General features: G+C 66.6%; 17 protein-coding genes and 1 riboswitch. Of the genes, 10 read left to right on the top strand and 7 right to left on the bottom strand.

Going from position 1 to position 20,781, the window contains the following annotated elements:
* Window positions 1-2: 2 nt before the first annotated feature.
* From MFM001_RS01680 to MFM001_RS01665, 4 genes are read right to left on the bottom strand one after another with little or no spacing between them, the layout of a single operon-like run.
* Window positions 3-749: an SDR family NAD(P)-dependent oxidoreductase gene (locus tag MFM001_RS01680; protein WP_116372910.1), complete on the bottom strand. Its 747-nt coding sequence runs from the start codon at window positions 747-749 to the stop codon at window positions 3-5.
* 1 nt (window position 750) lies between these two features.
* Window positions 751-2,304 (bottom strand): AMP-binding protein, encoded by a 1,554-nt coding sequence (locus MFM001_RS01675; protein WP_116372908.1) that lies wholly within the window; start codon window positions 2,302-2,304, stop codon window positions 751-753.
* A gap of 11 nt (window positions 2,305-2,315) precedes the next feature.
* On the bottom strand, window positions 2,316-3,047 hold the full coding sequence (locus MFM001_RS01670) for a GntR family transcriptional regulator (RefSeq protein ID WP_116372906.1): 732 nt from the start codon (window positions 3,045-3,047) through the stop codon (window positions 2,316-2,318).
* On the bottom strand, window positions 3,040-4,635 hold the full coding sequence (locus MFM001_RS01665) for an SMP-30/gluconolactonase/LRE family protein (protein ID WP_116372904.1): 1,596 nt from the start codon (window positions 4,633-4,635) through the stop codon (window positions 3,040-3,042). The genes MFM001_RS01670 and MFM001_RS01665 overlap by 8 nt, the downstream gene beginning before the upstream one ends.
* A gap of 156 nt (window positions 4,636-4,791) precedes the next feature.
* Between MFM001_RS01665 and MFM001_RS01660 the strand changes: the two genes are divergently transcribed.
* From MFM001_RS01660 to MFM001_RS01630, 7 genes are all read left to right on the top strand, one after another.
* Entirely contained in the window at window positions 4,792-5,640 is an 849-nt protein-coding gene (locus tag MFM001_RS01660) for an SDR family NAD(P)-dependent oxidoreductase (protein WP_116372902.1), read from the top strand.
* Window positions 5,641-5,642: 2 nt separating this feature from the next.
* Window positions 5,643-7,016 (top strand): Rieske 2Fe-2S domain-containing protein, encoded by a 1,374-nt coding sequence (locus MFM001_RS01655; protein WP_116372900.1) that lies wholly within the window; start codon window positions 5,643-5,645, stop codon window positions 7,014-7,016.
* Window positions 7,013-8,191 carry an LLM class flavin-dependent oxidoreductase gene (locus tag MFM001_RS01650; RefSeq protein WP_116372898.1) on the top strand — a complete coding sequence of 393 codons (1,179 nt, stop codon included), beginning with the start codon at window positions 7,013-7,015 and terminating at the stop codon, window positions 8,189-8,191. The genes MFM001_RS01655 and MFM001_RS01650 overlap by 4 nt, the downstream gene beginning before the upstream one ends.
* A 78-nt stretch (window positions 8,192-8,269) precedes the next feature.
* Window positions 8,270-10,105: an NAD(P)/FAD-dependent oxidoreductase gene (locus MFM001_RS01645; protein WP_116372896.1), complete on the top strand. Its 1,836-nt coding sequence runs from the start codon at window positions 8,270-8,272 to the stop codon at window positions 10,103-10,105.
* Window positions 10,102-11,013: an SDR family NAD(P)-dependent oxidoreductase gene (locus MFM001_RS01640; protein WP_116372894.1), complete on the top strand. Its 912-nt coding sequence runs from the start codon at window positions 10,102-10,104 to the stop codon at window positions 11,011-11,013. The genes MFM001_RS01645 and MFM001_RS01640 overlap by 4 nt, the downstream gene beginning before the upstream one ends.
* Window positions 11,006-12,172, top strand: coding sequence for a CaiB/BaiF CoA-transferase family protein (locus MFM001_RS01635; RefSeq protein WP_116372892.1), 1,167 nt, complete (start codon window positions 11,006-11,008; stop codon window positions 12,170-12,172). Before MFM001_RS01640 ends, MFM001_RS01635 begins: the two co-directional genes overlap by 8 nt.
* A gap of 129 nt (window positions 12,173-12,301) precedes the next feature.
* Complete coding sequence (locus tag MFM001_RS01630; protein WP_116372890.1) at window positions 12,302-14,380, top strand: acyltransferase family protein; 2,079 nt, start codon at window positions 12,302-12,304, stop codon at window positions 14,378-14,380.
* Between the two features lie 18 nt (window positions 14,381-14,398).
* Here the strand turns inward: MFM001_RS01630 and MFM001_RS01625 are convergent, their stop codons facing one another.
* Window positions 14,399-15,061, bottom strand: a complete 663-nt coding sequence (locus MFM001_RS01625; RefSeq protein WP_116372888.1) for an O-methyltransferase — start codon at window positions 15,059-15,061, stop codon at window positions 14,399-14,401.
* A 103-nt stretch (window positions 15,062-15,164) separates the two neighbouring features.
* Window positions 15,165-15,336, top strand: a riboswitch (M-box (ykoK) riboswitch).
* A 210-nt stretch (window positions 15,337-15,546) separates the two neighbouring features.
* On the opposite strand from MFM001_RS01625, the gene MFM001_RS24265 reads away from it, so the two are divergent.
* Together MFM001_RS24265 and MFM001_RS01620 are read left to right on the top strand one after the other, a co-directional pair.
* Window positions 15,547-15,738, top strand: coding sequence for a hypothetical protein (locus tag MFM001_RS24265; RefSeq protein WP_142760656.1), 192 nt, complete (start codon window positions 15,547-15,549; stop codon window positions 15,736-15,738).
* An 89-nt stretch (window positions 15,739-15,827) separates the two neighbouring features.
* The gene (locus MFM001_RS01620) at window positions 15,828-17,573 is read left to right on the top strand and encodes an NRAMP family divalent metal transporter (protein ID WP_116372886.1); all 1,746 of its coding nucleotides are present in this window, start codon (window positions 15,828-15,830) and stop codon (window positions 17,571-17,573) included.
* Here the strand turns inward: MFM001_RS01620 and MFM001_RS01615 are convergent.
* Window positions 17,545-18,510, bottom strand: a complete 966-nt coding sequence (locus MFM001_RS01615) for an NADP-dependent oxidoreductase (protein WP_116372884.1) — start codon at window positions 18,508-18,510, stop codon at window positions 17,545-17,547. The two genes, MFM001_RS01620 and MFM001_RS01615, sit on opposite strands and share 29 nt — an antisense overlap.
* 174 nt (window positions 18,511-18,684) lie before the next feature.
* Here MFM001_RS01615 and MFM001_RS01610 point away from each other — a divergent pair, with 174 nt between their 5' ends.
* On the top strand, window positions 18,685-19,974 hold the full coding sequence (locus MFM001_RS01610) for a lipase family protein (protein ID WP_116372882.1): 1,290 nt from the start codon (window positions 18,685-18,687) through the stop codon (window positions 19,972-19,974).
* Window positions 19,975-19,977: 3 nt separating this feature from the next.
* Here MFM001_RS01610 and MFM001_RS01605 read toward each other — a convergent pair whose 3' ends face one another.
* Window positions 19,978-20,733 (bottom strand): L,D-transpeptidase family protein, encoded by a 756-nt coding sequence (locus tag MFM001_RS01605; protein ID WP_116373557.1) that lies wholly within the window; start codon window positions 20,731-20,733, stop codon window positions 19,978-19,980.
* Window positions 20,734-20,781: the final 48 nt, after the last annotated feature.

Below are 20,781 nucleotides of genomic sequence, written 5' to 3'. Positions count from 1 at the left end.
CCCTATGCGTCCGACAGGTACTTCGTCGAACTCCATCCGCCGTCGACCACGATGGTCTGGCCGTTGATGAAGCTGCCGCCGGGCGAGCACAGGAACGCGACGGCGCTCGCGACGTCGTCGACGGTGCCCAGCCGCTGATGCGGTGTCATCTCGGTGTTCATCCGGCGGAACCGCTCGTCGGCCAGCCGGTGCTCGGTCATCGGTGTCTGGATGACGCCGGGAGCCACAGCGTTGCAACGGATTCCCTGCGCTCCGTACTGGCAGGCGATGTGGGTGGTCAACGCGGTCAGTCCGCCCTTGGCAGCCGAATACGCGCCACCCCGAAGACCGCCGACCACCGCGAACGTCGACGTGATGTTGATGATGGCGGAGCCGGGCGGCATGTGCGGCAACACGTCGCGCGCCAGCCGGAACGGCGCCCGCAGCATCACATTGAGGAAGTAATCCAGTGTGTCGTCGTCGGTTTCGTGTAGTGGCTTGGGATTGCCCACCCCGGCGTTGTTGACCAGGAAGTCGATGTGGCCCCACCGCTCGACGGCGGCATCCACGATCTGTCGCGGCGCGTAGTCGTCGGTCAGATCGGTGGCGACGGTGCCAACTCGGTCGGGATCGCCGATGGCTGCGGCCAATTCGGTGAGTTTGGCTTCGTTGCGCCCGGTCGCCAGGACCGCCATCCCCGCGTCGGCCAGTTTGGTCGCACAGCCGAAACCGATGCCGCCCGTCGCTCCGGTGACGATCGCTACCTGCATCTCACCCGCCCGCCTTAGTCAATGCCGCCTTGATCTGATGCTTGAGCACCTTGCCCGCGTCGTTGCGCGGCAACTCGGTCCAGATCTCCACCTGCTCCGGCGCTTTGAAGCGGGCCAGCCCGTGGCCCTGCAGAAAACTGCGCAGGCTCGCCACGTCCGGACCCGGCGGATCGGTGGGGACAATGACCGCACACGCGCGCTCCCCGGTTCGGCTGTCGGGCAGGCCGACGACGGCGACCTCCGCGATGCCCGGATGGCCGATGAGGATGTCCTCGATCTCCTTCGGCGCGATGTTCTCGCCGTTGCGGATGATGATGTCCTTGGCCCGCCCGGTGACCATCAAGTAGTCGTCGTCAACCCAGCGCCCCAGATCTCCGGTGCGGAAGTAGCCGTCGGCGTCGAATGCGCCGGTCTCGTCCTCGGGATGCAGGTAACCGACGAGCATTTGCGGCCCCCGGGCGCAAATCTGGCCGTCGTCGAGTTTGATCTCGGCGATTCCGGCGCGGCCGTCGGTGTCGGCGGCGTGCTCGGCGTCCGACGGCGCCCCGACAGTCGTCACCGGCACTTCGGTCGAACCGTAGACGCGGGTGACGGCAGCCCGCTCGAAATACCGTGCCGCCGTGCGGATCAACGACGGCGGCACCGATGCGCCGCCGCAGATGAACAACCTCAAGTCGGGCAGTCGGGTGCCGGCGCGCTCTGCGGCCGTCAGGAGTTGCTCCAGGAACGGTGTGGCGCCGGCGATGTGGGTGCAGTGCTCGGCTTGCATGAGTGCGACGGCCTCGTCGGCGTCCCAGCGATCCATCAGCACGGCGGTGGTGCCCAGCAGCAGCGGGCACTCGAAGGCATAGATCGAGCCGCCTATGTGGGCGATCGGCGACGGGACCAGAAACGTGTCACCGGGTTGCACGTGCCAGTAGTCGCGGATTTGGCAGATCAGCGCATGCATCGAGTTGTGGCTGTGCAGAACGCCTTTCGGCCGCCCCGCGGTGCCCGAGGTGTAGAGGAGCATGCGCACCGCATCCGGGTCGAGCGCGGGCAGCTCGGCCGGGTGGTCTCCAGGCAGCGGCGCGTCGCTGCGCACCACCACCACCTCGGGCGGTGACGCCAGCTGTGCCGTCACCCGATCCAGCATCGCCGCATAGTCGTGGCCACGGAAAACCGGTGGCGCAAAGACCATCCGGCTGTCGGCATCCTCGAGAATGAAGCGCAGCTCGCGGTCCCGCAGCGACGGCAGGATCGGGTTCACCACCATTCCGGCCAGCGTCGCCGCTAGGTAGATGATCGCCGCCTCGTGCCAGTTGGGCAGCATGAACGACACCACGCTGCCCCCCGGTATGCGGGCCAGCATGTAGCTCGCGAGCGACGCCGCTCGCTCGTAGAGGCTTTGGCAGTCCAGCCGGTGTTCGCCGTCGACCACCGCGACCCGCCGCGGGGTGCGCTGCGCGGCCTCGGCCAGCGTGTCCGCCAGCGTGGTCCGAACCCACCAGCCGCGGGCGTAGGCGTCGCCGGCGCCCCAGCGGTGCCGCCCGATCAGCCTCGCGTCGTCAGTCATTCCATGCACATCTAACCGCGCACTCGTCGCATCGTCATCGAGTGCCGAAACCGCGAGGCGGGATGGGTGTTGATCGTGACCTGGGCGACTTCGCCGTCCGAGGTGGTGTAGGTGCGGTGCACTTCCAGCGCCGGCGATCCGGGCTCGACGCTGAGCTCGCCGGCGAGCTCGGCCGGGATCAGCACCGCGGCGATCTCTTGGCGAACCTCGACGATGCTCAACCCGAACAGATCCTCGATCAACGGAAAGATCGGCCCGGTGTGACGTTGCAGCAACCGGCCCACGGCGGCGAACGCCCTATTGATGTAGTACTCGGTGCGGCACAACGGAAAGTCCGCGCCCTCGATGCGCCGAAACCCGCGGACGGCCAGCCATTCTTCGCCGCGGGCCAGTCCGGTGCGGGTTGCCAGTTCGTCGTCGATCGGCACCATCTTGGTGGACTCGATCGCGAATTGCGCGCCGGTCGCGAAAGCCAGCAGATCGTTGATCGAGACGACGTCCTGCACATAGGAATCCGCAGATGGCCGCGGGACCACCAGGGTGCCGGACCGAGGCCGGGATGCGACCAGGTTGTCGTCGCGGAGGCGCCGCAACGCCTCCCGCACGGTGTAGCGGCTGACCGAAAACCGCTCGCACAGTTGATGTTCGGTGGGCAGCTGGGAGCCCACCGGGTACACGCCGTCGACGATCTCTTTCCGCAGTGTCCGCGCGACCTGCAGGTAGCGATGATCGGCGTCAGCCATGACGGTTCTCCCGGTGAAGCGCTAGCACGCTGCCGTCGCCGTCGGCCGAAACATACAGCGTCCCATCGGATCCGGCGGCGATACCGGCGAACGGGCCCTGCGGCCCGGAGAACGGCGGCATTCCCTTCAGCGGCTTGGGTACCACTCCGGGTGGGGCGCCGACCGGCAATTCCGCCGCGACGGTACGACGGGTCCCGTGCTCGAGGTCGAATTCGACCAACTCTTTCGCGTCGGCGTCGACCACATACAAAAGCCCGTCACGCACCAGAATTCCTTGCGGTCGCTGCAATTCGTCCAGCACTGTCTCGATGCTGGATCCGCTCACCTTCACAACCCGGCCGGCTTCGCTGACCAGGCAGCCGCCGTCGGGACCGATCGCGACCCCGACCGGGTCCTGCAGGCCGGCGGCGATCACCTCGGCCTGCCCAGCCCGGATCGACAGCACCCGCCCGGTGCCGAGTTCGGCTACCACGACGGTGTCATCCGACACCGTCACGCCATACAGTTGGTCGAATCCGTCTGCCAGCACGGTGCTTTCGCTGTCAGCCGGCCGGTAGCGCGACACCTGACCACCCGAGGTGGTGACGACGAACTCGCCGGGCCCGGCGGGCACCAGCCCGCGCAGGAAGCCGGGGTAGCCCGGTGTGAAGAGCATGCTCACCGTCTGCAGCGTGCGGTCGGGACCCAGAACGTAGAAGTACGTGCCGTCGGCGACGTAGAGGTTGCCGTCGGCGCCGACGGCCAAATCCAGCGGCCAGTTCAGGCCGCCCGGTAGCACCGTTCGTGTTGCGCCGTCCAGGATTTCGGTGATCTCGCCGGTGAAGTTCGAGACGAACAGTCGCTTGCCGACGAACGTCAGGTTGTCCAGGCCGGGATTCAGATCCGCCAGCACCGTCTGATTGCCGGTGCGCGGATCGATCCGCAACACCTGGCCGCTGTGAACCTGGGTGGAGACGATGTAGCCGTCGGAATCAAACTTGACCGAGTCGGGCACGCCCAGCCCGGTCGCGACACGCTGCGGCTCACCGCCGTTCACGTCGACGCGCCAGATCTCGTTGGCGCCCATCACCGGGAAGTACAGCAGGCCGTCGGGGCCGACCTCCATCGCGTTGGGCGATGGCACACCCTCGAGCAACACCCGCGGGGCGCCGCCGTCCAGGGAAAGTTCGAGAAGCCGTCCGCCTTCCCGACATTCGCCGATGAACAACCGGCCGTCGTGAACCGTGATGCCGTTGGCGCTGGGAACGTCGTCACGCAGCACCCGGGTCTGGCCGTCAGTGCTTCGAACACTCACCCGGCCGTCCATCACCTCGGTGGCATAGAGGTTGCCGCGCGGATCGAACGCCACGTCGTCGGGTGCGACGATGTCGCCTCCCTTGGCGCTGACGGTCTCCACCTGACCGGTGTCGATATCGAGGGCGCTGATCTGACTGCCGGTCACCTGCGCGATGTAGATCCGGCCGTCCGGACCAGTGCGCAGGCCGTTGGCGCCGAACAGCCGGCTCGGCGGAGTGAGACGTTCCAGGCGCCAACCTTCGGCGAGCTGGACTGGACTTGCGACCGGGTAGCGGCCTTGCTGCAGCAACATCCGTCGATGACCTCCGCGTTCAGTCGGTGACGCTAGCAACCGCGGCTGGTCCAGACAATAGGGAAGACCGATGCGGAAAGCAGCCCTTGACGCTAAGCGATTTGCAGAGAATCATGTTCTCAATTATGCACACCAGACTATCTTGTCCGGACAAACATGCCGGATAATTTGCTGACCCTCGATGGTCGCGTGGTCGTGGTGGCCGGCGCGGCCGGCGGCGGCATCGGCACCACCGTGACCCGGATGGTCGCTCGCGCCGGCGCGACGGTGATCGCGGTGAGCCGCTGCCGCGACAACCTCGACCAGCACATCGGGCCGCTGATCGCGCAAGGACTGCCGATCGTGCCCGTGGCCGCCGACGTGGCGACGGACGGCGGTGTTGGGGCGGCCATGGATCACGCGCGGCGGGCACAGGGGGAGCTGTACGGGCTGGTGAACGTCGCCGGAGGTGCCGACCCGTCGACCTGGATGCCGTCGACCCGGGTGACGCGCGCCGACTGGCGTGACCTATTCACCCGGAATCTGGAGACGACGTTCTTCATGAGCCAGGCGATGGCCGCGGAATTGAAGGCGCAGCAGCGGCCCGGATCGATCGTGTCGATTTCGTCGATCAGCGGAATGAACACCGCCCCTTTCCATATCGCCTACGGCACGGCGAAAGCTGCGGTGGTGGCGGTGACACGCACGATGGCAGTCGAATTGGCGCTCGACGGCATCCGGGTCAACGCCGTCGCGCCCGGAGTCACCGAGACGCCCGCGTCGCAAACCTATGTCGACCAGGACGGCGAACGTGACCGTCGCGCAATCGCGATGGGCCGGCGCGGCCGGCCGGAGGAGGTGGCCGGCGCCATCCTGTTTCTGTTGTCGGACCTGTCGAGCTACATCACCGGTCAGACCCTGCTGGTGGACGGCGGCCTCGACCTCAAGTGGACACATTTGGACGCCGACAACACGTCGTTGTTCCTCAAGGATGAGTCGTTCAAAGCCGCGCTAAGGAGCATGTGACAATGACCGACACCGAAGTCGAAGCGGCCGAACAGCTTTCCGCGCCGATGACGATCGGGGTGGACGCCTATCTGTCCGAAGACTATGCGCGTGCCGAACGCGACAGGCTGTGGCGCAAGGTGTGGCAGCAGGTCGGGCGGGTCGAAGACCTTCCCAAAGTCGGCAGCTACCTCACCTACGACATCCTCGACGACTCCATCGTCGTCGTGCGCACCGGTGACGAGAGCTTCACCGCGCACCACAACGTGTGCATGCACCGCGGCCGCCGGCTGGTCGACACCCCCGACGGTGCGAAAAATGCTTGCGGGCACAAGAAGTCGTTCGTATGCGGATTTCACGGCTGGACCTACGACCTCGAGGGCAGCTGCGTCCACATCCCCGAGCAGCAGGACTGGCAGGGCGCATTGACGGCGCAGAACACCCACCTGGCACCGGTCAACGTCGACACCTGGGGCGGATGGATCTGGATCAACATGGACCCGCAGTGCGAGTCGCTGCGCGACTATCTCGAGCCCGCCGCCACCATGCTCGACCCGTTCGGCCTGCAGAACATGCGGTGTAAATGGCGCAAATGGCTGCACTTCGGCTGCAACTGGAAGGTGGCGATGGAGGCCTTTAACGAGACCTACCACGTCGCCACCACGCATCCGCAGTTCAACAAGTTCAGCAGCTTTCGCGGCTGGGCCAAGGCACAGGGCAAGCACAGCAACATCGGCTACGACGCGCCCAAAGACTTAGAGGAGACCAGGTCGAAGATTCGGCTCGGGTCCGGAGACCCGCGCATTTCTACCGCCGAGATGCAGATCTACACGCTGGAGGAGACCAACGCCACCACCACCAAGACGCTGGTGGATGCGGCGCGCCGGCTGGTCGACGAACTGCCCGAAGACACCCCGGCCGACCAGGTGCTCGAGCACTGGCTGTCCTCGGCGCGGCGCGACGACGCGGCCCGCGGTGTCATCTGGCCGACCATCGATCCCGAGCACCTGGCCCAAAGCGGCACCGCGTGGCAGATCTTCCCCAACTTCCAGATCGGCCAGGGCCTGACCACCGCGCTGTGCTACAGCGCCCGGCCCAACGGCTACGACCCGAGCAGCTGCATCTTCGAAGCATCCTGCTACGAGCTCTATCCGGAAGGCCAAGAGCCACAGGCGGAATGGGTGTACATGCCACCCGACGATCCGAATTGGCGCACGGTGTTTCCGCAGGACTTCTCGAACATGGCCGCGGTGCAGCAGGGCATGAAAACCCTGGGCTTCAAAGGCACCAAACCCAACCCGTACATGGAGCAAGCCACCGTCAACCTGCACCGCAACCTGGCCGCCTACATGGGCACCGGTGCACCGCGGGAATTAGAAAGGGAGTCGCAACAGTGAAAGTCAACCTTGGGTTCGGAGCGCACAACTCCCACGACTGGGAAAGGGTGTTGGCGGGCGACTTCAGCCAGCCGCCCGCGACCCCCGACTGGAAATGCGTGCAGGGCACGCTTGCGATTGCCGACCTGGCCGAACCGCTCGGGTTCGACGGCATCTGGATGCCGGAGCACTGCGGCACGCCGTATGGCATGACGCCCAACCCGATTCAGGCGCTGAGCTATTTCGCCGGGCGCACCGAGCGGGTCAGCCTGGGCACGTTCGTCGTCGTCGCGCCGTGGTGGCACCCGGTGCGGCTGGCGCACCAGATCGCCTACCTGGACATTCTGTCCAACGGCCGCTACACCACGATCGGGATCGGGCGCGGCGTGTCCAAGGGTGAGTTCGACGCCGTTGGCGTGCCCCGCGAGGAAAGCCGGCAGCGCTTCAACGAAACGCTCGACATTCTGCAGCTGGCATTCTCCGGCGAGCGGTTCTCCTACGACGGCGAGATCTTCAAAGTCCCGGAGATGTCGCTGCGCCCGGAACCGCAGAGCAAGGACCTGTTCTCCCGGATCTACAGCTCGTCGTCGACGGCCGAATCGCTGGAGATCCTCGCCCGCCGGGGGATGGTGCCGTTGTTCGTCGGCAACAAGCCGATCGAAGACGCCGGGCGAGAAGTGCAGAAGGTGAACACCTTCCGTAAAGAGGAAGGATTGCCGCCCTGCCAACCGAAGAACGTGATGTTCATGTACTGCACGGCCAGCGCGGAAGACGCGGCCAAGACCGAGGAGTGGATCTGGACGGCCAACCGGGATGTGACCGTGCACTATGGATTCGCCGACGCCTCGAACTTCAAGGGTGTCAAGGGCTATGAGGCGTATGCGGCCCGCGAAGCGAGCGCGACGGCTGTGCTGGCGTCCTCGGTGACCGGCGATCAGCAGTCGAAGCCGAAGACGCCTGGATACCACGCGTCGAACCTGCTGATCGGCACACCCGAGGAGATCTTCAACCGGCTCAAGGCGGCCCAGGAGGCGTGCTCGTTCTGCGAGCTGACCATTGTCCCGCAGTTCGGCACCATGCCGTACGAGGAGGCGATGGCCAGCACGGAACTGTTTGCGAAAGAGGTGCTTCCTGCGGTGCACGAGATGGACGCGCCGCTGCATCCCGCGGCGCTGCCGGAGAACGCGCTGGCATGACGGCGTGCCGGCGACGATGCAGAGCACAAAAGCGATGTGGGGGTACCTCCCGCTTGCGGGGGAGAGGAGCGGCACCATATGACGTGCGAGCAGCCCACGCAGACGCCCGACGATATCGACATCGAGGCGCTGCGGGAAAAGTATCGGCAAGAGCGCGAGAAACGGCTGCGCCCTGAGGGTTCCAAGCAGTACGTCGAGCTCGAAGACGACTTCGCCGGATACTATGAGACCGACCCGCATTCGCCGCCGCTGGTGCGCGACCCGATGTCGGTGGACATCGACGTCGCGGTGCTGGGCGGTGGATTCGGTGGCCTGCTCGCAGCTGCGCACCTGAAGAAGGCGGGCGTCGAGGATGTCCGGATCATCGAGCTGGGCGGAGACTTCGGCGGGGTCTGGTACTGGAACCGCTACCCGGGTATCCAGTGCGACAACGAATCCTACTGCTATATCCCGATGCTCGAAGAGCTCGACTTCATGCCAAGCAAGAAGTTCGCCGACGGCGCCGAGATCTACGAGCACTGCCGGCGCATCGGGAAGCATTTCGGTCTCTACGATGCCGCGATCTTGTCCACCCAGGTGCGCGCCCTGCACTGGGACGACGACATCAAGCGCTGGCGGATCGACACCAACCGCGACGACGACATCCGCGCCCGCTTCGTCGTCATGGCATCGGGTCCCTTCCACCGGCCGAAGCTGCCCGGCATTCCCGGCATCAAGAACTTCAAGGGACACAGCTTTCACTCGTCGCGCTGGGACTACGACTACACCGGCGGCGACACCGCCGGCGGCCTGCACAAGCTGGCCGACAAACGCGTCGCCCTGGTGGGCACCGGCGCCACCGGCGTGCAACTCGTGCCCTACCTCGGGCGGTATGCCAAGCAGCTGTTCGTGTTTCAGCGAACGCCATCGTCGGTCGACGTCCGCAACAACACCCCGACCGACCCGCAGTGGGCCAAGTCGCTGCAGCCCGGTTGGCAAAAGGAGCGGCAACGCAACTTCCACGCCTGGACCTTCGAGGGCATGGCGCTGGGCCAGCCGGACCTGGTCTGCGACTTCTGGACCGAGCTCGGCCGCAACACCGCCGCACGGGTGCTTACGCTGGAGGACCCGGCGTCGATGACGCCCGAGCAGTTCATGGCGATCCGGGAGGAAGAAGACTACAAGGTGATGGAGCGGCTGCGCCGCCGCGTCGAGGCCATCGTGAAAGACCCCGAGACCGCCGAGGCGCTCAAGCCGTACTACCGGTTTCTATGCAAGCGGCCCTGCTCCAACGACGACTACCTCGAGACCTTCAACCGGCCGAACGTCACGCTGGTCGACGTGTCGGCGTGCAAGGGTGTCGAACGGGCCACCGAAAAGGGGCTCGTCGCGAATGGCGTTGAGTACGAGGTCGATTGCATCATCTACGCCAGCGGGTTCGAGATCACCACCGAGATCAGCCGCCGCTATTCGATCGACACGATCGAGGGCCGCGACGGCCTGTCGCTGTTCGACTACTGGCACGACGGGTACAAGACGCTGCACGGCATGACCAGCGTCGGCTTTCCCAACCAGTTCTTCACCGGCTTCACCCAGGTGGGCATCTCGGCGAACATCGCCGCCAACTACGAGCTGCAGGGCGAGCACATCGCCTACATCATCGCCGAGGCCTTGGCCCGCGGCGCGACCACCGTCGAACCGAGTCCCGAGGCGCAGGACGCGTGGTGCAGAACCATCCGCGAAACCGCCATCGACAACTCGGCATTCGACGCGCAATGCACGCCCGGCTACTACAACAACGAAGGGGGAGGCGGCGGCGAGGGCATCCGGTCGCATCTGGGCGAGCCGTACGGTCCGGGTTTCTACGCGTTTGCCGACCTGCTGTCGGCGTGGCGCGACAAGGGTGATCTCGACGGCCTGGTGCTGGGAACGTGACGGAACTGCGATTCGACGATCGCGTCGCCGTCGTCACCGGCGCCGGCCGGGGACTGGGGCGTGCCTACGCCTTGCTGCTGGCATCGCGCGGCGCCAAGGTTGTGGTCAACGACACCGGCGGCAGCCTGACCGGAGACGGCGTCGACCCGGGGCCCGCAGATCAGGTGGCCGACGAAATCCGCTCTGCGGGCGGCGATGCCGTCGTGTGCACCGAATCGGTGGCGACAGCCGCCGGGGGTGCGGCCATCATCGATGCGGCGGTGCAGCACTACGGCCGCATCGACATTCTGATCCACAACGCCGGAACCGTCCGTCGAGCACCGCTGGCGGAGATGAGCTACGCGGACTTCGACGCCGTGCTGGATGTCCACCTGCGCGGCGCCTTTCACGTGGTACGCCCGGCGTTTCCGCCGATGCGTGATGCCGGCTATGGGCGCATTGTGTTGACGTCGTCGATCGGCGGCCTGTACGGCAATCACGATGTGGCCAATTACGCTGCCGCCAAGGCGGGTGTGATCGGCCTGTCCGACGTCGTCGCGCTGGAGGGCGCCGCCGCCAACGTGAGATGCAACGTGATCGTGCCGTCGGCGGTCACCAGAATGGCTGAGGGCCTGGACGTTTCGGCGTATCCCGCGATGGAGCCCGAGCTGGTGGCGCCGGTGGTGGGTCTGCTGGCCCACGAATCCTGCCCGGTCACCGGCGAGATGCTGATTTCGGTGGCCGGCCGGGTGGCCAGAGCGGTGGTCGCCGAAACGCCGGGCGTGTTCCGCCCGTCGTGGTCGATCGAGCAGGTGTCCGAACAACTCGATGCCATCCGAGATGTCAGCGCGCCGTTGGTGTTTCCCGTCGTGCCCGACGGCCATGCCGAGCACCTGCGCTACAGCTTCGAGCTGGCGCGGCATGGCTGAGGCAAGCGGCCCGCTGGCCGGGATCCGCGTCGTCGACCTCACCGCGATGGTGATGGGGCCCTACTGCACCCAGATCATGGCCGACATGGGCGCCGACGTGATCAAAGTCGAACCGCCCGAAGGCGACAACACCCGCTACATCTCGGTGGGACCCGAACCGTCGATGAGCGGCGTGTTCGTCAACGTGAACCGCGGCAAGCGCAGCGTCGTCCTCGATCTGCGGTCCGAGGCCGGCAAGAACGCGCTGCGGGCGCTCATCGAAACCGCGGATGTGTTCATTCATTCGATGCGGTCCAAGGCGATCGCCCGGCTGGGATTCAGCTACGACGACGTCGCGGCGATCAACCCCGGCATCGTCTACACCAACTGCTATGGCTACGGCCGCCGCGGCCCCGACCGCGATCTGCCCGCCTACGACGACACCATTCAGGCGGAATGCGGGCTGCCGGCGGTTCAGGAACAGTTGACCGGTGAGGCCAGCTACGTCGGAACGATCATGGCGGACAAGGTCGCCGGCCTGACCGCGCTCTACGCGACGACGATGGCGCTGTTCCACCGCGAACGCACCGGCGAGGGTCAAGAGGTCGAGGTGGCCATGTTCGAAACCATGGCGTCGTTCATGCTGGTCGAGCACGCCAACGGCGCGATGTTCGACCCGCCGCTCGGCCCGGCGGTCTATCCCCGCACGGTGGCGCCCAACCGCCGGCCGTATCGCACCAGCGACGGCTACGTCGCCGCGCTGATCTACAACGACAAGCATTGGTCGGCGTTCGTCGACGCGGTGCGACCGGCCTGGGCCAACTCGCGGTACGCGACGCTGGAGTCGCGGGCCCGCCAGATCGACGCCGTCTACGCATTGCTCGCCGAGACACTGGCGGAGCGGACCACCGAAGAATGGCTGAAGCTGTTCCGCGAGCTGGAGATACCGGCGGCGCCGCTGGGCACACCCGCCGACCTGTTCGACAGCCCGCACCTGAACGCGGCCGGATTCTTCGAGACCGTCGACACACCCCACGGCCCGGTTCGGTTTCCCGGTGTGCCGACATGGTTTTCGCGCACTCCCGGCCGGGTCGCCGGCCCGGCCCCGCAGCTGGGCGCCGACACCGCCGAAGTGCTGGCCGAGGTGGCGCGAGCGGGTGATACCCCCAGTTCGCGCTAGGGCGTGTCGTCCCGTTATGCCGTGCCATCGCACCTAAACTGGCCCTGATCCAAAAAGGGAGGGCAGCGACGTATCGGCGGCGACAGCGACACCGACCAGGTAAGCGGTCGGGGTGCGACAGGGGCGACCATGGGACCGGCCGGGGTATATCCCGGGCCGGTTCGCTGCGTTCGACGGCCCCGCTGGGTCGCGCCGATTCCGCGCACTCGCCTGACCACGCCGCGGGATAGCGACCGGCGCCTCGGCATTCCGGCGCTCGACGGCCTGCGCGCGGTGGCCGTCGCGCTGGTGCTCGCCGACCACGGCGGTATTCCCGGCATGGGCGGCGGATTCCTCGGCGTCGACATCTTTTTCGTGCTCAGCGGATTCCTGATCACCTCGCTGCTGCTCGACGAGATGGGCCGCACGGGCCGTATCGACCTGACCGGGTTCTGGATTCGACGGGCGCGACGGCTGCTGCCCGCGCTGGTGCTGATGGTGCTGGCCGTCGCCGTTGGGCGGCAATTCTTTTCGCCCGAAGCCGTCGCCGGGCTGCGCGATCAGGCCGTCGCCGCGTTCTTCTGGGCCGCCAACTGGATGTTCGTCGCGCAGAAAACCGACTACTTCAGCCAGGGCGCGCCGCCGTCGCCGCTGCAGCATGCCTGGTCGCTGGGTGTGGAGGAGCAGTACTACATCGTGTGGCCGCTGCTGCTGATCGCCGTCGCGGTCGTGTTGGCGGCCCGGGCCCGCCGTCGCGGCGGGCTAGCGACGCTCGGGGGAGTGCGGCTGACCGTCTTCCTGCTGGCCACCCTGGGCGCACTGGCGTCTGCCGCCCTGGCCATCCTGCTCGCATCCGACGCCACCCGGGACCGGGTCTACTTCGGCACCGATACCCGGGCCCAGGCGCTGCTGACCGGCGCGGCGGCGTCTGCGCTGCTGGTGGGCGACTGGCCGGCGCTGAACCGCGGCTGGTCGCTGATCCGCACCCGCTGGGGCAAGTGGACCACCCGGCTACTGCCGGTGATTGGCATCGCAGCGCTGGCGGCGGCCGCCCACTATGCGACCGGCAGCGCCGCCGAATTCCGGCACGGCCTGCTGATCGCGGTGGCCGTGGCAGCCGTTGTGGTGATCGCGCCGGTGGCGCTCGACCAGCGCGGACCGGTCGCCCTCGTTTTGTCGTGGCGTCCGCTGGTGTGGCTGGGGACCATCTCCTACGGCGTCTATCTCTGGCATTGGCCGATCTTTCTGGTGCTCAACGGGCAACGAACCGGGTGGTCGGGGCTGTCGTTGTTCGCCGTGCGGTGCACGGTCACCCTGGTCGTGTCGGTCGCGTCGTGGTGGTTGATCGAGCAGCCCGTCCGCAAGTGGCGTCCCGCGCGGGTGCCGATGTTGCCGCTGGCCGGAGCAACCGCTGCGACGGCCGCCGCGGTGACGATGATGGTCGTCCCGGTGGGCGTCAAATCCGGTGGGGGATCGGATAGCAGCCTGCCGCCCGGCATCTCGTCGGTCGCGGTGGTCTCGCCGTCGCCGCCGACGGGACCGCGACCCGCACGCGCCGTCGGTCAGCGAGATCCGCACCGCCCGTTCACAGTTTCGGTGTTCGGCGACTCGATCGGCTGGACCCTGATGCATTTCCTGCCGCCGACACCGGGATTCGATTTCGTCGACCACACCGTCATCGGGTGCAGCCTGGTGCGCGGCGGCCCGTACAAGTATCTCGGCCAGACCCTGGACCAGAAATCCGAATGCGAGTCGTGGCCAACCCGATGGTCGAAGCAGATCGCCGAAGACCAGCCGGACGCCATCCTGTTGGTCGTCGGCCGCTGGGAGACAGTGGACCGGGTCAACGAGGGACGCTGGACTCACATCGGCGACCCGGCTTTCGACGCCTACATCAGCGGCGAGCTGGTACGCGCACTCGACATCCTCGGCTCGTCCGGGGCGCCGGTGACAGTGGCCAACCTGCCCTACAGCCGACGCGGCGAAAGGCCCGACGGCAGCCTGTACCCCGAGGACCAGCCCGAGCGGGTGGACGAGTGGAACACGTTGCTGCGCAGCACCATTGGCCAACGCCGCAACGTCGGGATACTCGACTTGAAGAAAAAGCTGTGTCCCGACGGCGTCTACACCGCCAAGGTCGACGGCATCACCGTACGCAGCGACGGCGTCCACCCGACGGAGGAGGCGGTGAAGTGGCTGACGCCGTGGCTAGAGGAATCGCTGCGGTAGCCGGCGCCTACCATCGGATCACCCAGCGCGGCAGCTGATTTCCATGCTGTCGCTTTCCCGGGCGTGGAAGTTGACGCTGACATAGCCGTTGCCGGGGTTGCGCACGTGGTCCAGATATGGCTGTGTGTCGGCCATTTCGGTGTTGTCGGCGACGACCAGGCTTCCCGGTGACAGTCGTGGTTCGAGCAGCTTGATCACGGGCAGATACAGCTCTTTCCACCCGTCGAGCAAAACGAAATCGACTGGTCCGTCGAGTTCCTTGAGGGTTTCGAGCGCGTCCCCTTCCAGGACGGTGATCAAGTCGTCCAACCCCGTCTCGGCGAAGGTCTGTTGTGCCGCCGCTACCTTGGTGGCGCTGAGCTCGGTGGTGACGACGCGGCCGCTGCCGTTGTCGCGCACCGCCGACGCGAGATGGATCGCGGAAATGCCGAACGACATCCCGAATTCGACGATGGTGGCCGCACGAGTGGCTCGCACCAGTGAATACAGCAGCCGGCCCGCCTCCGGCGTTACTGGGATGTAGAACTCGCTCATCGCATCGGCGCGTTCCTGCGCGCCGGCGGAGGCCGCCTGCGCGATTCTTCCGCCGCCCTCGCGCAGCTTCGGCAGCTGTTCGTTGGCCGCGGTGTACATCCGGTCAAGTGCCGTGGCGACTCGGGGGTTCTCCAGGGTAATAGCCATGATTGCGAGCCTAGGCGCTGCGCCCACCCGAGGTGACGGCTCCCTCGGTCACCAGGACGCCCCAGCGTTTGACGGGCGCCGGGCTGGATGCCACCATGGAACCGCAGCACCTCGGTAGGTGAGGCGTCTGTACGGATACAGGCCACTGACCCCGAACGTCGAGAGACGCCCCGGGTCAGGACAGCTCTTCCCGGCCTAAGGGTTGAGCCCAAGTGGCTTCCGGACTAGTCCGGATACGCCGTGCAGTGCCGAAGCTCCGACGAGAGGGGTGCGTGGCCCGTCGGGCGCATACCCCTCTTTGTGCAAGCACTGGTGTGACACCCGCGTGTGTCCTGGCCGTGAGGAGGTGAGGGCGAGATGAGTCCTAGCGATAGTCCCTATCCGCAGTCCATTTCCGTTTCGTCCCGATCCGGTCGCGGCCTTCGCGCCGCCTGACGCGTCATCGCGCAGTCCTCGCCGGTCGGGCTTACCGGCAGGAGAAGATCATGACCTTTGTTGTTGCACACCGTGTTTCGCCGATGCTGCACGCCGGCCGGCGGGTGGCGGGCCGGTTGCGGGCACGCCGCAACCTGACTCCGCAAGAGCGGGCCAACCTGTATGTGTCCCGGATGGCGCCGGCGGTCATCACCGCCTCGCTGGGCGGGCACCCAACCCACATCGGCCTTAACCGCAACTGACGCGTCGGACCGGGAACCCCGAGCGGCTGTTACCGCCGGGGTATCCCGGGCCGCGCGCAATCAGCCCCGAGCCCGAGAGCGAGACGCCGATGACTTCCTCCACCGATGTGCACGACAACGTCTCCGCCGCACCGAGCACCAATGGGTCTGCGGCGGTGCTGGATTCCGCACATGTCGGCGACATCGTCGGCGCGTTCGGCCGGATCGGCCACGACGACACCGGGGCTCGCCGTAGTCGTTGGCAGCGGCTGCGAACGCTGATGGTGATCAGCGGTCCCGGGCTGATCGTGATGGTTGGCGACAACGACGCCGGCGGCGTCGCGACCTACGCACAGGCCGGGCAGAACTACGGGATGGGCCTGCTGTGGACGCTGGTGCTGCTGATCCCGGTGCTCTACGTCAACCAGGAGATGGTGCTGCGGCTGGGTGCGGTCACCGGAGTGGGGCATGCCCGGCTGATCTTCGAACGGTTCGGCAAGTTCTGGGGCGCATTCAGTGTCGGCGACCTGTTGCTGCTCAACGCGTTGACCATCGTCACCGAATTCATCGGTGTCGCACTGGCTCTCGGATTTCTGGGCTGCCCCAAGGCGCTCGCGATTCCCGCCGCGGCGGTGTTGCTGTTCGCGGTGGTGGCCGGTGGCTCGTTCCGCCGTTGGGAGCGGCTGATGTTCGTGCTGATCGCCGTCAACGTGGTGATCGTCCCGATGGCGCTGATGGTGCATCCCACACTGGGCGGAACGGCTCGCGGCCTGGTGCCGCAATTCCCGGGCGGAATGGACTCCACCGTGTTGCTGCTGATCGTCGCGATCGTCGGCACCACCGTGGCGCCGTGGCAGCTGTTCTTCCAGCAGTCCAACGTCGTCGACAAGCGCATCACGCCGCGCTGGATCCGCTACGGGCGTGTCGACCTGGTCCTCGGGATCGTCGTGGTCATGGCCGGGGCCGTAACGCTGATGGCCGCCACTGCATTTGGCTTCGCCGGCACCATCCACGCCGGGCACTTCTCCGACGCCGGGGCGGTCGCGTCGAGCCTGGCCCACCACAGCGGCAGCACGGTCGGTGTGCTCTTCGCGATCGTGTTGTTGGACGCGTCGCTGATCGGCGCCAACGCCATCGGGCTGGCCACCACCTACGCGCTCGGCGACACTCTCGGCAAACGTCATTCGCTGCACTGGAAGATCTCCGAGGCGCCACTGTTCTACGGAAGCTACGCGGCGATCCTCGCCGTGTCGGCTGCGGTCGCGTTCAGCCCGGACCACATCCTCGGGCTGATCACCCAGGGCGTGCAGGCGCTCGCCGGTGTCCTGCTGCCGTCGGCGACCGTGTTCCTGGTTCTGCTGTGCAACGACCGCCCAGTGCTGGGTCCATGGGTAAACACAGTGCGCCAGAACATCTTTGCGTGGACAACGGTGTGGGCGCTGGTGCTCTTGTCGTTGGCGCTGACGGCGTCGACGCTCTTCCCGGGCCTGCCCGCGAGCACCCTGACGGTCGGCCTCGGCGTCGGTGCCGTAGTCGGCGTCGCCGGGGGTGCGGTGGTGATCACGCTCGCCCGCCGGTCGGCGAATCGACGGGAAGCCGAATCCGTCGCGAACGAACTGGGCGGGCTCGTTCCCGACCAGGTCGAAGAGCTCGACGAGATCCCCGCCTTGACCCGTGCCGAACGAACTGCGATCCGAAACCAGTACCGCGCGAACTGGCGGATGCCCGCATTGGCGACCCTGGCCCGCCCGGCAATGTCCCCGGTGCGACGGGCCGCGCTGTTCGCCTTAAGGGGCTACCTGGTTGTCGCGGTGGCGCTGGTCGTCGTCAAGATTGTCGAGGCTGGTATCGGCTGAGCGGTTGCGGAAGCAGCACGATTTTTCCGTGCGTGTGCCGCTGCTCAAGCTGTTCGTACGCGTCGGCGACCCGCTCGAGCGGATAGGTGGCGGCGACGTCGAAATCGATTGCGCCGCTGACCACCAACTCCGCCATCTCGGCCAATACCTCCGGCGTCGACGCATCCATGCTGCCTTCGGTTTTAGCGCCCACCTCCGCGGCCTTGGCGAACGAAATGATGGTCTCGATCCGGTCGGGAGCGACGCCGAGGTCGACGGCCAGCTGGACGTAGTCGGGCCCGAACAAGTCGATGAACGCGTCGATCCCGTCCGGAGCGGCGTCGCGCAGCCGCGCCGCCAAGCCGTCGCCGTACTCGACCGGAATCACGCCATGGTTGCGCAACCAGTCGGCGTTGCGCGCCGAGGCGATACCGAGCACCCGCGCCCGTCGATGAACCAGCAACTGCACCACCAGGCTGCCGACACCACCGGCGGCCGCCGACACCGCGACGGTCTCACCCGGCTGCGGCGCGACTGCCCGCACAGCGGCATACGCGGTGACTCCCACGACATAGAGCGAACCCGCGACCTCCCAACTCATTTGGGGCGGTTTGGGAATCAGTTGCTCCACCGGGACGACGGTGTGGGTGGCGTGACTCGACCGGCGCAGGCTGAACCCCAGCACTTCGTCGCCGACCGAGAACTGGGTGACCCCGGGCCCGACGTCGACGACGACTCCGGCCAGATCGCTGCCCTCGCCGGACGGAAACGTGGCCGGGAACATCTCGTGCATCGCGCCGACCCGGATGCCCGCCTCGCCGGGGTTGATACCGGCGGCCATGACTTCGACGAGTACTTCTCCCTCGCCGGGCGATGGCCTGTCAACCTCGGCCACATACAACACATCACGGCCGCCGTAGCGGTCGAAACGGACGGCGCGGGCATTCTCAGGCGGCATCGCGAACTCCTTGGTCGGGGGTTGTCCACCTACCAGACTGCTGGAACGGGCGCGCTGCCGTCGAGGTGAGAGCCAGATTTCCCGATTCGGATACGGAAATCTCTGAAAACGCATAATGTCAATCTCCGCGGCCTGTACTCTCCGGACGTGCGCGCAGGACGAACGCTCTCCGCAATGACCGCCGTACTCCTTCTTTATTGTGCCGCAACAAGTTTCGCTCCATCGCCGGGGCGCGCCGACGTCGACTTCGAACAGGAGGGCGACCAGAGCCAATACGACGAGTTCTACACGCCGCCCGATCCGTTGCCGCCCAGCCAGCCCGGTGACCTGATTCGTACCGAGCCGTCGCGGCTGGTGCTGGAGCCGTCCGGACAACTGGGCGCCTTCGTCGCGAGCGGCACCCGAATCATGTACCGCAGCACCGACGCTCGCGGGAGACCTAACGCCATCACCGGGACCTACTTCGAACCGGACAACCCGTGGCCGGGCGAAGGCCCGCGCCCGTTGATCGCCTACGCCCCGGGCACGCAGGGCCAGGGCGACCAGTGCGCCCCGTCGCGGATGGTCAACCAGGGCATTCACTGGTCGCCGTGGCTGGACATCATGTTCAACTACGAGGAGATGTTCGTCGCGACGATGGTGGCCCGCGGCTTCGCCGTCGTGATGACCGACTACGAGGGTCTGGGCACACCCGGCGTGCACACCTACGTGAGCCGGGTGGCCGAGGGGCAGGCGCTGATTGATGCCGCGCGGGCGGCGATGCGCCTTCCCGACACGTCGCTGGATCCGCACGGCCCCGTTGCATTCTGGGGTTATTCACAAGGCGGTGGGGCGGCCGCGTCAGCCGCCGAGCTCGCATCGGCCTACGGTCCGGACCTACACGTCGTGGGCACCTATGCCGGTGCGCCGCCGGCGGATTTGATGGAGCTGTTTCCCTACGCCGACGGCAGCGTGCTGGTCGGCGTGGTCGGATATGCGCTCAACTCGGTGATCGCCACCTATCCCGAAGCCGAGGAAGCGATTCGGGAGAAGCTGACCCCGCGGGGGGTGGATCTGCTGGCCAAGACCCGGCACCAGTGCGTCGGCGAAACCTTGATGAAGTTCATGTTCCGCCATTTACAGCCCTACTTCACCGAGGACATCCACGAACTGGTGCACCGCGAACCGTTCCAGACGCTCTTCGATCTGCAGCGCATCGGGCGCTACAAGCCCAACGCGCCGGTGCTGATCAACAGCAACCGCTACGATCCGCTGGTGCCGTGGACGGCCGCCAATCAGATGGGTCGCGACTGGTGCGCTCAGGGCGCCGACGTCGAATTCCGCACCAATGAGGAGCCGCCGTTCCTCAACAAGCTGATCATCAACCACGCGCTGCCGATGCTGGTCGACGGCGAGCCGGCGATGCAGTGGATTGCGGGCCGGTTCAACGGCGTTGCGACCACGCCCAATTGCGGTCAGTTCTAAGCGTTACGCCACTACTTCGATCGGGTCACCGATGTGCACGGTGTCGAAGTACCAGGCGGCGTTGTCGGGGCTTAGGTTGATGCAGCCGTGGCTGACGTTGGCGTACCCCTGTGAATCCACCGACCATGGCGCCGAATGCACGTAGACACCGCTCCACGTGACCCGCACCGCGTATTGACCCTGGATCAGGTAGCCCTCGGGCGAACTCAGCGGGATGCCGATGGTCCGGGAATCGAAGGTCACGGTTCGCTCTTTCGACAGTGCAGTGAACGAGCCGATCGGCGTGGGGCGACTGGGCTTACCCATCGACGCCGGCATCGTGCGCATCACCTCGCCGTTGATGCTGACGGTGAACGTGTGCGCCGAGATGCTTGCGACAGCTAACACCTCGTCACCCGTGTCGAAGCCCGTCGACAGGCCGTGCACCTCGACGGCCACGTGACTGTGGGCAGGCCAGTAGGTGTCGGGAATCCACTGCACCACGTGGTCGTCGTCCCAGCTGAATCGTCCCGTGGTGTGGGTCGGCGAGGTGATTTTGATCGACCGCTCGGCGGCCGCACGGTCGGTGACAGGCCCGGTGAATGTGACGATGACGGGGTGCGCCACGCCGACCACCGTGCCGTTGGCCGGCTGGATCGAGGCGACGCTGGCGGTTGGCTGCGGCGGCGCGATCGCCGCCTGGCCGGGACTGGCCGAACCCGCGAGTGCCAGCGCGGCAACCGCTGCCGCGACCAGCACGTGCCGAAAAGCTCTACGCATGGTGGCCATCCCTTCGAGATACCTCTCCTTTAATACATACCCTAACTA

Source organism: Mycobacterium sp. MFM001, from assembly GCF_003402475.1.
In the GTDB taxonomy this organism is placed as follows: Bacteria; Actinomycetota; Actinomycetes; order Mycobacteriales; family Mycobacteriaceae; genus Mycobacterium.
Note: the sequence above shows the minus strand (reverse complement) of the source record. Positions and strands in the feature narration are given on the sequence as shown.

Excerpts from the sequence above, each read along its gene's own strand:
- MFM001_RS01680 (WP_116372910.1), bottom strand. The coding sequence starts at position 749 with ATGCAGGTAGCGATCGTCACCGGAGCGACGGGCGGCATCGGTTTCGGC.
- MFM001_RS01675 (WP_116372908.1), bottom strand. The coding sequence starts at position 2,304 with ATGACTGACGACGCGAGGCTGATCGGGCGGCACCGCTGGGGCGCCGGC.
- MFM001_RS01670 (WP_116372906.1), bottom strand. The coding sequence starts at position 3,047 with ATGGCTGACGCCGATCATCGCTACCTGCAGGTCGCGCGGACACTGCGG.
- MFM001_RS01665 (WP_116372904.1), bottom strand. The coding sequence starts at position 4,635 with ATGTTGCTGCAGCAAGGCCGCTACCCGGTCGCAAGTCCAGTCCAGCTC.
- MFM001_RS01660 (WP_116372902.1), top strand. The coding sequence starts at position 4,792 with ATGCCGGATAATTTGCTGACCCTCGATGGTCGCGTGGTCGTGGTGGCC.
- MFM001_RS01655 (WP_116372900.1), top strand. The coding sequence starts at position 5,643 with ATGACCGACACCGAAGTCGAAGCGGCCGAACAGCTTTCCGCGCCGATG.
- MFM001_RS01645 (WP_116372896.1), top strand. The coding sequence starts at position 8,270 with ATGACGTGCGAGCAGCCCACGCAGACGCCCGACGATATCGACATCGAG.
- MFM001_RS01635 (WP_116372892.1), top strand. The coding sequence starts at position 11,006 with ATGGCTGAGGCAAGCGGCCCGCTGGCCGGGATCCGCGTCGTCGACCTC.
- MFM001_RS01630 (WP_116372890.1), top strand. The coding sequence starts at position 12,302 with ATGGGACCGGCCGGGGTATATCCCGGGCCGGTTCGCTGCGTTCGACGG.
- MFM001_RS01625 (WP_116372888.1), bottom strand. The coding sequence starts at position 15,061 with ATGGCTATTACCCTGGAGAACCCCCGAGTCGCCACGGCACTTGACCGG.
- MFM001_RS24265 (WP_142760656.1), top strand. The coding sequence starts at position 15,547 with ATGACCTTTGTTGTTGCACACCGTGTTTCGCCGATGCTGCACGCCGGC.
- MFM001_RS01620 (WP_116372886.1), top strand. The coding sequence starts at position 15,828 with ATGACTTCCTCCACCGATGTGCACGACAACGTCTCCGCCGCACCGAGC.
- MFM001_RS01615 (WP_116372884.1), bottom strand. The coding sequence starts at position 18,510 with ATGCCGCCTGAGAATGCCCGCGCCGTCCGTTTCGACCGCTACGGCGGC.
- MFM001_RS01610 (WP_116372882.1), top strand. The coding sequence starts at position 18,685 with ATGACCGCCGTACTCCTTCTTTATTGTGCCGCAACAAGTTTCGCTCCA.
- MFM001_RS01605 (WP_116373557.1), bottom strand. The coding sequence starts at position 20,733 with ATGCGTAGAGCTTTTCGGCACGTGCTGGTCGCGGCAGCGGTTGCCGCG.